Source organism: Desulfobacter sp., from assembly GCF_050177295.1.
This window is the reverse complement of sequence record NZ_JBFXHE010000073.1, coordinates 1-14,471: the sequence shown is the minus strand read 5'-3', so window position 1 is coordinate 14,471 and position 14,471 is coordinate 1. Positions and strand designations below refer to the sequence as shown.

16 protein-coding genes are annotated in these 14,471 nt (G+C 50.2%); 12 read left to right on the top strand and 4 right to left on the bottom strand.

The genetic code is table 11. The annotated features are described in order from the left end of the window. The 7 genes from AB7U36_RS07730 to AB7U36_RS07700 all read left to right on the top strand — a co-directional run. A partial coding sequence (locus tag AB7U36_RS07730; RefSeq protein ID WP_428159212.1) for an SGNH/GDSL hydrolase family protein occupies nt 1-1,042 on the top strand: 1,042 nt, incomplete at its 5' end. After that, nucleotides 967-1,470 (top strand): autotransporter outer membrane beta-barrel domain-containing protein, encoded by a 504-nt coding sequence (locus AB7U36_RS07725; RefSeq protein WP_428159211.1) that lies wholly within the window; start codon nt 967-969, stop codon nt 1,468-1,470. The genes AB7U36_RS07730 and AB7U36_RS07725, both read left to right, overlap by 76 nt. Nucleotides 1,471-1,526: 56 nt before the next feature. Continuing rightward, a complete protein-coding gene (bioD, locus tag AB7U36_RS07720) occupies nt 1,527-2,273 on the top strand; it encodes a dethiobiotin synthase (RefSeq protein ID WP_428159210.1) in 747 nt (248 codons plus the stop codon). Then, the gene (gene bioA / locus AB7U36_RS07715; protein ID WP_428159209.1) at nt 2,260-3,552 is read left to right on the top strand and encodes an adenosylmethionine--8-amino-7-oxononanoate transaminase; all 1,293 of its coding nucleotides are present in this window, start codon (nt 2,260-2,262) and stop codon (nt 3,550-3,552) included. Before bioD ends, bioA begins: the two co-directional genes overlap by 14 nt. A 26-nt stretch (nt 3,553-3,578) precedes the next feature. Then, nucleotides 3,579-4,562 (top strand): biotin synthase BioB, encoded by a 984-nt coding sequence (bioB, locus tag AB7U36_RS07710; RefSeq protein WP_428159208.1) that lies wholly within the window; start codon nt 3,579-3,581, stop codon nt 4,560-4,562. A 63-nt stretch (nt 4,563-4,625) separates the two neighbouring features. Then, a complete protein-coding gene (locus tag AB7U36_RS07705) occupies nt 4,626-4,976 on the top strand; it encodes a hypothetical protein (RefSeq protein ID WP_428159207.1) in 351 nt (116 codons plus the stop codon). Nucleotides 4,977-5,022: 46 nt separating this feature from the next. Further along, nucleotides 5,023-5,253 carry a hypothetical protein gene (locus AB7U36_RS07700; protein WP_428159206.1) on the top strand — a complete coding sequence of 77 codons (231 nt, stop codon included), beginning with the start codon at nt 5,023-5,025 and terminating at the stop codon, nt 5,251-5,253. A 142-nt stretch (nt 5,254-5,395) separates the two neighbouring features. Here AB7U36_RS07700 and AB7U36_RS07695 read toward each other — a convergent pair whose 3' ends face one another. Further along, the gene (locus AB7U36_RS07695; protein ID WP_428159205.1) at nt 5,396-5,830 is read right to left on the bottom strand and encodes a YbgC/FadM family acyl-CoA thioesterase; all 435 of its coding nucleotides are present in this window, start codon (nt 5,828-5,830) and stop codon (nt 5,396-5,398) included. A 133-nt stretch (nt 5,831-5,963) separates the two neighbouring features. On the opposite strand from AB7U36_RS07695, the gene AB7U36_RS07690 reads away from it, so the two are divergent. Both AB7U36_RS07690 and AB7U36_RS07685 read left to right on the top strand, forming a co-directional pair. Next, entirely contained in the window at nt 5,964-6,641 is a 678-nt protein-coding gene (locus tag AB7U36_RS07690) for a nitroreductase (RefSeq protein ID WP_428159204.1), read from the top strand. A 54-nt stretch (nt 6,642-6,695) separates the two neighbouring features. Continuing rightward, nucleotides 6,696-7,166: an HAD family hydrolase gene (locus AB7U36_RS07685; protein WP_428159203.1), complete on the top strand. Its 471-nt coding sequence runs from the start codon at nt 6,696-6,698 to the stop codon at nt 7,164-7,166. A gap of 7 nt (nt 7,167-7,173) precedes the next feature. On the opposite strand, the gene AB7U36_RS07680 is transcribed toward AB7U36_RS07685, so the two are convergent. Continuing rightward, nucleotides 7,174-8,370, bottom strand: coding sequence for a Bcr/CflA family efflux MFS transporter (locus AB7U36_RS07680; protein WP_428159202.1), 1,197 nt, complete (start codon nt 8,368-8,370; stop codon nt 7,174-7,176). 312 nt (nt 8,371-8,682) lie between these two features. On the opposite strand from AB7U36_RS07680, the gene AB7U36_RS07675 reads away from it, so the two are divergent. Then, complete coding sequence (locus tag AB7U36_RS07675) at nt 8,683-9,888, top strand: acetate/propionate family kinase (protein WP_428159201.1); 1,206 nt, start codon at nt 8,683-8,685, stop codon at nt 9,886-9,888. 25 nt (nt 9,889-9,913) lie between these two features. On the opposite strand, the gene crcB is transcribed toward AB7U36_RS07675, so the two are convergent. Together crcB and AB7U36_RS07665 are read right to left on the bottom strand one after the other, a co-directional pair. Next, entirely contained in the window at nt 9,914-10,291 is a 378-nt protein-coding gene (crcB, locus tag AB7U36_RS07670; RefSeq protein WP_428159200.1) for a fluoride efflux transporter CrcB, read from the bottom strand. 172 nt (nt 10,292-10,463) lie between these two features. Next, nucleotides 10,464-10,664, bottom strand: a complete 201-nt coding sequence (locus AB7U36_RS07665; RefSeq protein WP_428159199.1) for a hypothetical protein — start codon at nt 10,662-10,664, stop codon at nt 10,464-10,466. Nucleotides 10,665-10,984: 320 nt separating this feature from the next. Between AB7U36_RS07665 and AB7U36_RS07660 the strand changes: the two genes are divergently transcribed. Both AB7U36_RS07660 and acs read left to right on the top strand, forming a co-directional pair. Continuing rightward, nucleotides 10,985-12,370 (top strand): sigma-54-dependent transcriptional regulator, encoded by a 1,386-nt coding sequence (locus tag AB7U36_RS07660; RefSeq protein WP_428159198.1) that lies wholly within the window; start codon nt 10,985-10,987, stop codon nt 12,368-12,370. A 274-nt stretch (nt 12,371-12,644) separates the two neighbouring features. Continuing rightward, nucleotides 12,645-14,471: acetate--CoA ligase (gene acs / locus AB7U36_RS07655; RefSeq protein WP_428159197.1), on the top strand; the 1,827-nt coding region annotated here is incomplete at its 3' end.

Genomic DNA, 14,471 nt, shown 5'->3' with positions numbered 1-14,471 from the left:
AGAAGCCACTGAACAGATCCAGAGTCAAATTGGCAAAGTTCAGCATGCTACCTCTGAAACTTCTCTGGGTTGCTCTCAAAATTATAGCGGCCAGGAGGAAAAGGTGTACCGGAAAACGATTTGGATGTTTTTGTGGATGTTTCTTTGTTCCCCTTGTGTGCCGAGCCTTTGGGCAGGCAGCGCCGGACAGTTGTTCAGCTTTGGTGACAGTGGCATTGATAACGGAAATGTATTTTCAGTGACAGACGGGCTTGAGCCTGCGGATCCCTATTGGGAGGGCCGGTTCAGCAACGGGTTCAATTACCTGGATGTGCTGGCCCAGGCCGTGCCCGGATGGGAGGCCACGCCCTGGTCTTACGGCGGCACCAATGCCGCCTTTGGCGGAGCCCAGTCCGGCTTGGGATTCGCTGTTGCTGGGGTTCCCAATGCCGGCGAACAAGTGCTGCAATTTCAGGCAGAGTACGGTGAGGCCTACGCTTCATCTGATATGATCCTGTTCAGCATGGGGCAAAATGACCTGCTCTTTGCCGGGAGTTCCCCGCCGGATCCGGCCGATGTCGCCGCTGACATGCTTGAGGCTTTTTGGCTTGCTCATGAGAACGGTGCCAGAAGCTTTATTTTCCCAACCTTGTTTCCCCTTCAGTTGATGCCCGGGGTGGTCAATGACGCATCCGTCGACCTGGACCAGGTTGCGGACTGGGTGACCCAGGTCAATACCGAAGCTGACGCCCTGATTGCCGAATTCAAAGCCGCCCACCCTGACGTGATCGTCATCCGGACGGATCTGACGCGTCTTATCAGCAAGGTCTACGCCAATCCTGAAAAATACGGGCTCACCAACGTGACGGACAGCGCTTATACCGGGGATTTCTTCGGTGAAGGCGGCAGCGTGGCCCAGGATTCAGATACCTGGCTTTGGTGGGATGAGGCCCATGTAACGGCCACGGTCCAGGAATTGGTCGCCACATGGGTGCTTTGGGATGTCCAGAACGGATTGTTCCCGGATCAGTCTTCCCCCAGGCCGGTCTGGGAAGTATTTTAACCCTTCTCGACCAGACGCTCCACCGGAATCAATGGGAGGCAGGCCGGGTGTTTGAGCGTCTGGCGCAGGACAGGATTCCTGGGTCCAGGACCAGGTCCGCTTCCGGTTCCTGGTTTCTCACGCCTTTCGGGATGACGGGGAGCCAGGACAGCCAGGGCGGTTCAAGCGGCTGGTCCTGGCATTACGCAGGTGCAAGCCTCGGCCGGGAGGCGCGGTTGCCCGGTGGTGGGGCTGTTGGTGTTTCCCTTGGCCAATCCCGGGGAAAACTCTCCTTGAACAACGGGTTTGGAGAGTCGGATATCAGGGTTTACCAGGCAGGAATTTACGGCGGGCTTACAAAAAATCAAAATCCAGTAGTTGAGTTCATCATTCTGAGTCACAGTTCCCCCGCACAGGTCGAAATTTTTCTTGACGAACTATGTGGTTAACTAGTAGTAGAGCTGTTGGTTAACGAGTTCGAGTGCGAGATTACGGAGGCGGACAAATGAACGGATTCTTTGTCGCGGGAACAGATACTGACGCGGGTAAAACAGTTGTTACTGCCGCTTTGGTGCGGCAAATGCGGATGCAGGGCATAGATGCCGTGCCAATGAAAGCAATTCAGACCGGGGGAGGCTATACCCAAGACGGATACCCGATTTCCCCGGATTTTGAAGTCTATTGCAGGGCTTCCTCCTTTATCGGGGATGGGGACGAAATAAGGGATATGGTGCCCTTGTCATTTTCCGCCCCCTGTTCTCCCCATCTGGCGTCCCGGATGGCAGGGACCGCGTGTGAGATCGGTCCGGTACTGGCAGCGCTGGAACGACTCTGCGGAAGACATGACCTGGTCATTGCCGAAGGGGTGGGGGGGATCAATGTTCCCCTGTCGGACAGGCTTACAAGCCTTACCCTCATAAAAGAAACAGGACTGCCCCTTATTCTGGTCATTCGAAATGTTTTGGGGTGCGTCAACCACGCCATCAATACCATCCAGATACTCAGATCACATAACATTCAGATCAGGGGGGCTGTCATGACCCAGACAAGTCCCCCCCGGGATTGCGACACATTTATCCTTGAGGATAATCCCCGGATTATCAGCCGGCTCGGTGGCACTCCCATTTTGGGCAGCCTTCCTTTTATCCCCGGGGCCCAGTCCGGCACGGAACCGTTTTGGACCGCCCTGGATGTTTACATGAACGGTATTGCCGGCGCACTTTTAAACGGCGGAAACAATGAACAGAACTGAAGCATACCTGGCCTTTGACAAAAAACATATCTGGCATCCCTATACCTCCATGACCGATCCCGTGGGTGCCTATATGGTAAAAAGGGCGGAAGGGGTCCACATCCATCTTGCCGACGGCAGGGTCTTGACCGATGGCATGTCTTCATGGTGGGCGGCCATTCACGGGTATAACCACCCTTTGCTGAACCGGGCCCTCCATGAACAGATCCGGAACATGAGCCATGTCATGTTCGGGGGCCTGACCCATGAGCCGGCCTGCACCCTGGCCGAAAAGCTGATATCCCTTGTCCCCCAAGGACTTGAACATATTTTTTTCTCGGATTCCGGATCCGTTGCGGTTGAGGTGGCCATCAAGATGGCCATCCAGTACCAGCACGCCCTGGGCAAGCCCGGAAAAAAGAAGCTGCTCACAGTCAGGAAGGGCTATCACGGGGATACCTTTGCCGCCATGGGCGTGTGCGATCCGGTCCAGGGCATGCACCGCCTGTTCAAGGGTGTACTCTCCGAGGCGATTTTCGCCCAGGCCCCCCAATGCTCTTTTTTTCATGCCTGGGACGAAGCGGATACGGTCGAGATGGAATCGCTCATGGCCGGGCACCACCAAGAGATTGCCGCTGTCATACTTGAACCGGTTGTTCAGGGGGCAGGGGGGATGCGCTTTTACCATCCCAATTACCTGAAACAGCTTGGTTCCCTGTGTCGGCGGTATGATATTCTGCTTATATTTGATGAAATCGCCACGGGGTTCGGCCGCACCGGAAAACTGTTTGCCGCCCAGTGGGCTGGAACTTGCCCCGATATCATGTGCATTGGAAAGGCGTTGACCGGCGGGTACATCAGTTTTGCGGCAACCCTTGCAACCCCTGGGGTGGCCCGGGGTATATCGTCCAACGGCGGGGTTTTCATGCATGGACCAACCTATATGGGAAATCCTCTGGCCTGCGCGGTTGCCAATGCAAGCCTTGACTTGTTGATGACCGGCGAATGGCAGACCCAGGTTGGGTCCATCCAGAGCCTGCTGGCCGAGCATCTTTCGCTGGCCCGGACTTTAGAGGGGGTCAAGGATGTGAGGGTCCTGGGGGCAATCGGGGTGATCGAACTGGAAGAGGCAGTGGATATGCCGGTTATCCAGGATATGTTCGTCCGGGCCGGTGTCTGGATACGTCCCTTTGGCAGGCTGGTCTATACCATGCCGCCCTATGTCTGCAAAAAAGAGGATGTGGTGAAGATTGCAAAAACCATGTGTCAGGTTGTGAAAGCGTATTTGAAAAAGAGGTAAGGAATTCTCAATACTATAGGAAGAAGATGAAATATACCATTGAGTCATATATTGATATCGCAACGAACATTATTGAGGGTCACCGCCCTGAAAATAATATTTATCGTCACCTGGCATTGACCGAGGATAAGGATGTGTTCGCGTTGATGACTGGTGCTGATCTTATCCGTGACACCTTTTTTAAACGTGAAATTCACTTATGCTCAATTTGTAACGGAAAATCAGGAAAGTGCAGTGAAGACTGTAAATTCTGTTCCCAATCAAAATTTCATACCTCAGATATTGAAATCTATCCCCTGATGTCCAACGCTGAGCTCCAGAAAGGGGCATACGGACTCATGGACACAGATGTCCATCGCTATTCGATTGTGACCACCGGCAAAGGGCTTGGTAAAAGTGAGGTTCGACAGGTGGCTGATGCGCTGGGTGACCTTCCGTCAAAAAAATTGTCCTATTGCGTTTCTTTGGGGATTCTGGATGATGAGGATATGGATTATTTGAAAGCCTGCGGTATAGGCCGTTATCATCATAATCTTGAAACCTGCCGAAGTCATTTTAATGCGGTCTGCACGTCCCACACCTACGATGACCGGATCAATACAATTAAGAAAGCAAAAAACGCCGGCTTATCTGTTTGTTCGGGCGGCATTTTCGGTGTGGGTGAAAGTATGGCCCAGGTCCTTGAACTGGCTTTTGAATTAAGGGAACTTAAGGTGGATGCTGTTCCGATCAATTTTTTAACCCCTATACCGGGAACTCCTTTTGAAGGGAAAAATAATCTGACGCCAATAAAATGTCTGAAAATAATATCTGTCATGCGATATGTGCTGCCGGATACAGACATCATTATTTGCGGCGGAAGAATACCGAATTTAAAAATGCTTCATCCCCTTGTTTTCCAGGCCGGTGCAAATGGCATAATGACAGGCAACTATTTGACCACAAAAGGCAATCAGCTTCAGGAAGACCTTGACATGATCAATCAGCTGGGATTTGAACCAAGGCATTGATTTTTAGGTAAAATTGCTTAATATATACGCTGATTTTTATTTAATTTAACAATCAGGCCGATTATGGAAAAAGAAAATTGTTCAGAAGGCAAAGATCTTCGCACACAGGTGAGAACTGCGGTTGCCGACGGCGCTAGTGTTGAATTTACATTCCCAGATTCCGTGCTTGTTTACCAGTTTCCTTTAAGGGACTGGAGTGACACAGGTTTGGGTATCCTGACAAAACAGGATTCCAAGATATTGGATTATATCCGGGAGGGTCAGATATTTTCAGTTATCCTTCGCCGGGAGGGAATCAGCCTTTCTTTGGAGGAGTACAGGGTGGAAATCCGCCATATTTCAGATCCTGAACAAGGGCGACATCCCGGGCATAAAGTCATTGGGTTGAGCATTCTGGAGAGGACCCAGGTATAGTTATTCGTTTAACTCAAACCGGTAGCCTGCGCCGTAAACGGTTGCGATGATTGCGGGCGCTGCCGGGTTTTCCTTTTTTGCCCGGCATCATTACGTCCAAAAGCACCAGATCCGGGATTTCACGTTCAAAAGCATCCAGGGTTCATTGCCGTCACCCGTCCCAATGCCGCTGCGGGCTGCCTCAATTCCCGGGCCGCTTCTTTATAACAGTCATGGGCGTAAAGCCCACGGGGAGCAGTCTGCCACGACCCAGGAAATAGTAAGCAATGTTGCCTAGGCTGCACAGGGCGTCGAGAATGTCAGCGCCAGTGAATTGTCTAAAATGGCTGAGACCCTCAATGAAATGGTAAGCCGATTCCAATTGGCCTCATTCCTATCATCATGCAAAAGGTGATTTGCCGGACAACGTGTCTGGCAGGTTAATCCAAAAAATCCAATTCCGGAATGGGCAGAAGTTTTTTGCCTGGGCCCAGACACACCAGTTCCAGGGTGCAGGTTACTGCCGGCTTGGATTGACCCGGGCGCCAGGCGCTGTGGAAAAACACCACCCGGTATGGCCCCTGCTTTTCCCAGGTGGTGCGTATATCCAGAAGATCCCCGAACTGAGCCCCGTCGTGGTATCCGATGTCCGCTTTGTAAACGGCAAAACCGATGCCCTTGTCGTGCCACATCCGGACCAGGGTCTGAACACCGAATATGTCTTCCCTGGCCCGTTCAAAATATTTCAGATAATTGGCGTGGTAAACCACACCGGAGTGATCCGTGTCTTCATAATATACCCTGGCTTTAAAGTGATGAATGGCCGGATCCTGATCCGCTGCATGCACCTTGGTGATATGTTTTGTGTTAATCATAATAATAGGTTATACATTGCCCCTGAATTTACATAAAAAGTATTGAATATTTATTGCGGTTGACATTAAACTGCCTGGCATTAATCCATAAGTTTTAATACATGGAACGTAATCATTAGCCAAGGAGAAAATAATGGAATTACAGGCTGCCATTGAGCAAAGGAAAAGCATTCGCGGATTTTTAGACAAACCGGTTCCCAAAGAGGTTTTGACTCAAATTCTTACTCTCTCTGTCAGGGCACCGTCTACGAAAAATGCACAACCATGGCATTTTTATGTGCTTGCTAAAGAACCTTTGGAACAGCTTAAACGTGCTAACGTGGAAAGGTTCCGCAGTCCTGAAGGTCCCCCTGAGGAGATGGCGCATGTCCTGGTTGAACCGGAAAAAGGAACGGTTTACCGTGACCGGCAGATAGATATTGGAAAACGGCTGTTTACCATCATGGGGATCGGAAGGGAAGATAAAGCCAAGCGGATCGAGTGGGTGGAACGGGGATTCCGGTATTTTGATGCACCTGCGGCCATCATCATTGTCGGCGATAAATCACGTCCCATTGAAGGCACCTATATGGATGCCGGATTGGTTACGCAAACGGTCTGTCTGGCGGCACTTGATTTCGGGCTTGGCACCTGTATCGAGAACCAGGGCATCACCTATTCCGACGCAATTAGAAAAATTGTTCAGATTCCCGACGATAAGCGCCTGCTGGTTGCCATTGCCATTGGGTACCCTGACTGGGATTTTTCAGGAAACCAGATCACCAGTCCCCGGGAGGACATGGAAAATGTTGTTACCTGGTGCGGATTATAAGGGGTTCGGAAAAAAATGGCACCGCCATATCTATAAAACTCGTCAGGAGACGGCATGATCCGCATTGAAATTCCCGGCACCGGTCCGGTTTGTATTCAACATGTGATATTTGATTATAATGGTACCATCGCAGCGGATGGCCGTCTTATTGACGGGGTGGGGCCGGCCATGAACCGGCTTGCCCGCCAGCTTGATTTTCATGTGGTGACGGCCGACACCTTTGGTTCGGTCCAGGCTCAGCTTGAGGGTGTGAAGGCAGATGTTGTGCTCATTTCAAACCAGGACCAGGATCGAAAAAAACTGGATGTGCTCAATCACATCGGCGCGGATACCACCATGGCTGTGGGCAATGGTGTTAACGATGCGTTGATGCTTAAACATGCAGGGCTGGGCGTTGCGGTGCTCGGGGAGGAGGGGATGGCATTGCCGGCACTGATGTCAGCCGATGTGATGATCCGGCATATTCTGGATGTATTTGCCTTTTTTGAAAATCCTAAACGGTTGATCTCCACCCTGAGAAACTGATTAAGGATCAACCTGCCTTGCGGATAAAGGAGCGCTTGCGAATCAGCAGCCACAACCCGCCGCAAACCACCCCGATTATCGTTTGTATCAGTCCAAGACTTGGAATCAGATCTTCCACCGCCTCAAGGGAGATAAGAAACATACCTAGGCTGCCTATGAACATGGCCATGAAGTTGATCAGGGCTGCGGCTGATCCCGTGTCTTCATCCTGCTGGGATAAGAGCAGATTGGCCGAGGGGGGGCGCATCAGGGTGCATGCCAAAGTGGTTGCCAGCATGCCCGGAGTGAACAGAAACAGGGAAGTGTTGCCTTTCATGAAAATGAAGCTCCCGCTTACGGCCATACAGGCAAAACTGCCGGTGATGATACTGCCCGGGGAAAACCACCGTGATATCTGGATATAGATCAAGGGCCCTGCCAGGGCACCCAATGCATTGAGACCGAAAAAATAGCTGTAGGTCTGTTCATCCATGCCGAACCCCTGGATATAAATAAATGCAGAGGCCCCGATAAAGGTCAGGATCGGCAGGGATATCATGGAAAATATCATGAGCAGAATGGAAAATCCCGGATTTTTCATGACCACGCCCAGGCGTCCCAGGGCGTTGAAAACAGAGCCCGGGTAGGGAGTTTCAAGGGGCTCATCCAAAAGCAGGGACAGGCAGAATGAAACCAGGCCGATGCCGGCCAATGTCCAGTATATGGCATGCCAGGACATGAATTTTAAAATCTGTGCCCCTGCCACCGGTGCCGCCACCGGGGCTACAATGACCATGGCCATGACAACGGCCAGCACAGATTCCCGTTTCCTGCCCGTGTACATATCCTTGACCATGGCGGTTGCCACAGCACTGCCTGCGCCGCCGCCAAAACCCTGGAATGCCCTGGCCAGAATCAGTGTCGTTACATGGGTGGACATGGCGCATACGGCGCTGGCCAAAGTGTACAGGACAAGTCCGGTCAGCAGGATGGGTTTTCTGCCATATTTCTCACTGACTGGTCCCCAGATCAGCATGCCCAGGGAAAAGAAGATGAAAAAGAGGCTCAGGCTGAGGTTTACAAGGGTCTGGCCGGCACTAAACTCTTCCATGACATGGGGCAGGGCCGGCAGGTACAGATCCGTTGACAAGGGCGGAAAGGCGCTGAGCAGCGCCAGCATGGCGATGATTGAACGGTCTCCGAAAAATTTTTGTTTCTTAGGCATTATTCACTCTTTTTTGGGGCTACTTTACAGGGTTAATTTCAATGTTTAAAATCTGTTGTTTATCAGCAATACTCACTGATGGAAAGTTTATTTCGGCATCCATGGCATCCGAAAGATTGAACAGATGATACAAAAGAATCCCGGGTAAGACAAAGTTGTCTCTTCTTTGGCAACCGGTATTGCATCCCAGATTCTTTCATGGCTGTCGGATTTTTATCCGGAACATGTTGATCAGATTATCCTTACTACCGGCAGATTGTGTCTGTCCGCCATGAGGATAATTATTCATGCGGTTACGCGAAAGTTGGAAAAATGAAAGTACTTGTCATTAATTCAGGAAGCTCCTCCCTGAAGTATAAATTGTTTGATTTGGCCGGTCCCAGGGCAATATGCGCGGGTATAGTGGAGCGAATCGGAAGTCTGGAAAGCAGTCTGACCCATACCCTGTACCCGGACCCAGGGCCCGGTGAAAAAACAGAATGGTCTGAACTTTTTGAAAATCACACCCAGGCCATCGAAAAGGTGGCCGCTTTACTTATGGCGGGTGATGATCCCCTTGTTAAATCGGCTGAAGAGCTTTTAGCCATCGGTCACCGGGTGGCCCAGGGCGGTGAAATTTTCAAGGAAAACTGCATTGTGGATGCCAGGGCCATTGCGGGTATCCGGGAGAACATTGTGCTGGCGCCGTTGCATAACCCGGCCAATCTGGCCGGTATTGAAGCGGCTATGACGCATTTCCCCGGCGTGCCTTCGGTTGCGGTGTTTGACACGCTGTTTGCAAGTAGTCTTCCCGATTATGTGTACCGGTATGGGTTGCCCACCGCTTATTACAATGACTATAAGGTCAGGCGGTACGGTTTCCATGGCACCTCCCACGCCTATGTCACCAGAACCCTTGCCGGTTTGATGGGCAAACCTTTAAATGAATTGAACAATATTGTCTGCCACCTGGGCAACGGTTCTTCCATAACCGCTGTCAAAGGCGGCGTGTGCCGGGAAACCTCCATGGGCATGACACCCACGTCCGGTCTGATCATGGGAACCCGGTGCGGTGACATTGATCCTTCCCTGCCTGCCTATCTTACCTCCTGTACCGGTAAAAGTGCCGGGGAAATCCAGACCGTTCTTGACCGCGAGAGCGGTCTGACCGGTATCTGCGGTATGAATGACATGCGGGATATCCACAACGCCATGGCCTCGGGTGATGACAATGCCAGACTTGCCTTTGAGATGCTGTGCCACGGTATTAAAAAATATATCGGGGCTTACTATGCAGTGCTTGGCCGGCTGGATGCCATTGCCTTTACCGCCGGCATCGGGGAAAATGACACAAAAGTCCGGGCCAAATGCCTGGAAGGGCTTGCGCACCTCGGCATTATAGTGAATCAAGAGGTGAATGCCGGTTTAAGGGGCAAATCCGCCCGTATCTCCACTGATGACAGTGCCGTGGAAGTCTGGGTGGTCCCCACGGATGAAGAACTTGAAATTGCAACCATTTGCAAGGATCTTATATTATGAAATAACAAAAACGTGTGATTGTTTTTTAAAAGGCTTTTGACAACCCGAATCCTGCCCACACAAAAATAAGTCCGGCACTTAACTGGATAAGCCCGTTTAGAACGGCCAGGCCGATCTGTCCGTTGCGCATATATAAAAACAGTTCAAATCCAAAGGTGGAAAACGTCGTGAATCCGCCTAAAAATCCGGTGAAAAGAAGCAGCCTGATCTCTGGGGGAAAAATTTGCCGTGTGTCGGCTATACCGCCTAAAAGTCCTATGATAAAGCATCCTAAAACATTGACAGTGATGGTTCCTAAAGGAAGTGATGTATTTTTTACGGCATTGACATACCCTTCATACACCAGAAAGCGGCACATGGCTCCCATGGCGCCGCCTAATCCTACCATTGCTATTTTGATCATTTTTATACTAACCGGTTTATGGAGTATTGTACATTAATGTAACGATTTTATTTTACCACGAAGAACACGAAGTTCACGAAGATATTAGCGTATCAAGCTTCGTGAACTTCGTGGTTTTAATCTGAAAGCATTTTAATGTTATGACATTGGGTAAAAGGTGTTACACAAAAGCCTATCCGATTTTCAACTGGATATTGTGGGAAGCCATGGTGCGGGTGACGGCCCGATTCATCTCGTCCAGATTCAGATTCGAGCGATATTTCCCGTCCGTTTCGCTGATCTCTATTCCGTCTATGGTTTTACGGGTCAGTTTGAGCAGTACGCTGAGGCCGAATGTCTTTTTTACTTCGAATATTTTTTTATTGCTGTCCATTTTAATAAGTCCTTTTCAATAAGTACTTGGTTTGTGTGTTCAATCTTGAATTCATAAATGCAAGTTACATACCATTGTGTTTTAAAATCAATAAGAACGTGGTAAAAGTCAGAGGGGGCAGGACCTGTGAGGTGAGTTTGTATCTATTGTTAGAAACCCCTTGATGTTATTATCGGAATAACTGGGCAGAATTTTACATTTTTGTTCTGGTTTTTACCGGGTTTTTTGAACAGTGGTTGACATGGGATTATTTTTTCAGGATAAAGATAGGGTGGCTTCGATCTCTGCCTAATATTAGTGCCAAGGAGGTTTTAAGCGTTTTGAATTCCCCAACTCCGGATAATCCCATATTCATAGTGGACGACGATCCAAAGATCCTTGATGCAGTAGAGACGGCTCTGAGAATGGCCGGTTTCGATAATATCACTGCAATCCAGGATTCAAGAGATGTGATCAGGACCATGGAGCGCAGGATTCCCGGACTGGTCCTCCTGGATTTGAATATGCCTCATATCAGCGGTGGCCACCTGCTGAAAAGTATCCGCAAAACCTGGCCAAGAATACCTGTTATTGTGCTTACGGGTAATGTTGATGTGGATACGGCTGTTCAATGCATGAAGATCGGGGCCATGGATTATATCCTTAAGCCCGTTGATCCGGCTCGCCTGGTCAAGTCGGTGAAACAGGCCCTTGATGGCGGACAGGCTCTGGGGAAGTTTTCCTCCTCCCAGCGCCAGGCGTTGTTTGCCCAGATAAAAAAACCAGCCGCCTTCAGCGCTATTATTACCCAGGACAGCCAGATGCATGCCATTTTCCATTATGTGGAAGCTGTGGCACCGTCTCCCCAGCCAGTGTTGATCTTTGGGGAAACAGGGGTGGGAAAGGAGTTGATTAGCCAGTGCATTCACAACCTAAGCGGCCGCAAGGGAAAACTGGTTAAGGTCAATGTGGCGGGGCTGGATGATAATGTGTTTTCAGATACCTTGTTCGGCCATGTGCCCGGCGCGTTCACCAGCGCCCAGACTGCCCGGCCCGGGTTGATTCTTCAGGCTTCCGGAGGAACTTTGATGCTGGATGAGATCGGCGATCTGGCATTGTCTTCCCAGGTCAAGCTGCTCAGGCTGCTCCAGGGCGGTGATTATCTGGCACTGGGGTCGGATATTACCCGGCATTCGGATACCCGGATCATTGCGTCTACCAACCAGGACCTGTGGGCACTTGAAAAACAGGGCAAGTTCAGAAAGGATCTGATTTACCGCCTTTCCACACATAAGCTGACCATACCGCCGCTGCGGGAACGCCTTTTGGATATTCCCCTGCTTCTGGACCGTTTTATCTGCCAGGCTGCCGATGAACTGGACAAGCCTGTGCCTGATATTCCGAAACGGCTTATTGAAACCATGGAAACATATCCGTTCAAGGGAAATATCAGGGAGTTGAAATCCATGGTTTATGATGCCATGTCCAGATACCAGGGCGGCGCTATTTCTGCTGATCTGTTCAATATTTCCACTTATGAAGATCATGGGCCAGGGGCGTCTATACCCTTAAACCAGGAACTTCCGACTTTGAAACAAGCCTCTAATGCGCTGGTGGAAAAAGTCATGGCCCATACCGGGGGCAATCAGTCTGCGGCATCCAAAATTCTGGGTATTTCACAGCAGGCGCTCAGCAAGCGCCTTCAAAAACTTCGCGGAGAAGTATAATCCGGCCTGTCTACAATTTAATTGTACCTACAATATTTATTGTAGTTGTGTTTATCTTCTTGTTATGAAAGGATATTTTTGGTTTTTATCTGAAAAATGTTAACAACTTTTGTTGTAGCTGCCTTTGGCTAAAAACTATCATTCTGAATATTTTGTTTATTATCAGGGTGTTAATCTTAAAAACCCTCTTCGGTACAAAGTTTGCTTTTAATCGCTGATAAAATGGTTAAACGTAAATCCTGGGTAGATTTTATAAGAAAAGGAGATCCTTACTATGAGCGAGAACAGTTTTCATGCACCGGATAAATTTCGTGAAAATGCCTGGATTAAATCCATGGACGAGTACAAGGCCATGTATCAGAAATCCGTGGAAGACCCTGAAGGGTTCTGGGGAGAAATTGCAGAAACGTTTTACTGGGAAAAAAAATGGGACAAGGTCAGGGATTTTAACTACAGTATGTCCAAGGGGCCGGTATTCATTGAATGGTTTAAAAATGCCAGGACCAATATTACATATAATTGTCTGGATCGTCATCTGGAGACCCGGGGGGACCAGGCTGCTTTGATCTGGGAGGGAAACAGTCCGGACGAAGATATGGTGATCACCTACCGTACGCTCCATGAAAAGGTGTGCCGCTTTGCCAATGCCCTGAAAGAAAGCGGGGTGGGCAAGGGGGACCGTGTGGCCATATACCTGCCAATGCTCCCTGAACTGGCCGTAACCATGATGGCCTGTGCCAGGATAGGGGCCATCCACTCCATTGTATTCGGGGGTTTTTCTTCCGAGGCCCTGGCCAACAGAATCATGGATTCCCTTTGTAAGGTTCTGGTGACATCGGACGGTGTCATGCGCGGGGCCAAATCCGTTCCCCTCAAGGGTAATGCGGACAAGGCCCTTAAGATGTGCGCAGATCAGGGGCATATCGTTGAAACCTGTTTTGTGGTCAAACGGACCGGTTCCAACATCAATATGGTAGAGAACCGGGATGTCTGGTGGCACGAGGCGGCCCAGGCCCATAGTGCTGAGTGCCCCGTGGAATGGATGGATGCCGAGGATCCGCTGTTTATCCTTTATACATCAGGCTCCACAGGTACGCCCAAGGGGGTTCAGCACAATGTCGGCGGATATATGGTGTATACGGGAATCACTTTTAAATACATCTTTGATTACCACGATGGCGATATTTTCTGGTGCACGGCAGATATCGGGTGGGTTACGGGTCATTCCTACATTGTTTACGGCCCGCTTTCCCAGGGTGCCACATCCATTATATTTGAAGGCATACCCTCCTATCCGGATCCCGGCAGGTTCTGGGCCACAGTTGACAAATGGAAAGTCAACCAGTTCTACACCGCCCCCACTGCCATTAGGTCGCTCATGGCCCAGGGTGAGGAATGGGTGGCACAATACGACCTTTCCTCCCTGCGGCTGTTAGGATCCGTGGGCGAACCCATTAACCCCGAGGCGTGGCAATGGTACCATAAACATGTGGGAAAGGAGCAGTGCCCCATTGTAGATACCTGGTGGCAGACTGAGACAGGCGGTATCATGATTTCTGCGTTGCCCTATGCCATTGACCAGAAACCTGGTTCCGCCACCCTGCCGTTTTTCTCTGTGCAGCCTGTAGTGCTCGGTGAAGACGGCAAAGAGCTGGAAGGGGTATGCGAAGGAATCCTTGCGATCAAGGAACCCTGGCCCGGTCAGATGCGCACGGTTTATAACAGCCATGACCGTTTTGAGCTGACGTATTTCCAGATGTTTGACGGATATTATTTTGCAGGCGACGGCTGCCGCAGGGATGAAGACGGCTATTTCTGGATCACAGGCCGTGTGGATGACGTTATTAACGTGTCCGGACACCGCATGAGCACAGCAGAAGTGGAATCTGCCCTGGGCAGTCACAAGGATGTGGCCGAGGCCGCAGTCATCGGGTATCCCCATGACATCAAAGGGCAGGGTATTTATGCTTTTATTACATTGAATATCGGCGTATCCCCGTCCGATGAACTGATGGCTGCCCTGAAACATCATGTGAGAAATGAAATCGGACCTATTGCCACGCCGGATATCATCAATTTTGCCTCGGATCTGCCCAAGACC

Coding starts and splice junctions, on each gene's coding strand:
- AB7U36_RS07725 (WP_428159211.1), top strand. CDS start 967: ATGGGTGCTTTGGGATGTCCAGAACGGATTGTTCCCGGATCAGTCTTC.
- bioD (WP_428159210.1), top strand. CDS start 1,527: ATGAACGGATTCTTTGTCGCGGGAACAGATACTGACGCGGGTAAAACA.
- bioA (WP_428159209.1), top strand. CDS start 2,260: ATGAACAGAACTGAAGCATACCTGGCCTTTGACAAAAAACATATCTGG.
- bioB (WP_428159208.1), top strand. CDS start 3,579: ATGAAATATACCATTGAGTCATATATTGATATCGCAACGAACATTATT.
- AB7U36_RS07705 (WP_428159207.1), top strand. CDS start 4,626: ATGGAAAAAGAAAATTGTTCAGAAGGCAAAGATCTTCGCACACAGGTG.
- AB7U36_RS07700 (WP_428159206.1), top strand. CDS start 5,023: ATGATTGCGGGCGCTGCCGGGTTTTCCTTTTTTGCCCGGCATCATTAC.
- AB7U36_RS07695 (WP_428159205.1), bottom strand. CDS start 5,830: ATGATTAACACAAAACATATCACCAAGGTGCATGCAGCGGATCAGGAT.
- AB7U36_RS07690 (WP_428159204.1), top strand. CDS start 5,964: ATGGAATTACAGGCTGCCATTGAGCAAAGGAAAAGCATTCGCGGATTT.
- AB7U36_RS07685 (WP_428159203.1), top strand. CDS start 6,696: ATGATCCGCATTGAAATTCCCGGCACCGGTCCGGTTTGTATTCAACAT.
- AB7U36_RS07680 (WP_428159202.1), bottom strand. CDS start 8,370: ATGCCTAAGAAACAAAAATTTTTCGGAGACCGTTCAATCATCGCCATG.
- AB7U36_RS07675 (WP_428159201.1), top strand. CDS start 8,683: ATGAAAGTACTTGTCATTAATTCAGGAAGCTCCTCCCTGAAGTATAAA.
- crcB (WP_428159200.1), bottom strand. CDS start 10,291: ATGATCAAAATAGCAATGGTAGGATTAGGCGGCGCCATGGGAGCCATG.
- AB7U36_RS07665 (WP_428159199.1), bottom strand. CDS start 10,664: ATGGACAGCAATAAAAAAATATTCGAAGTAAAAAAGACATTCGGCCTC.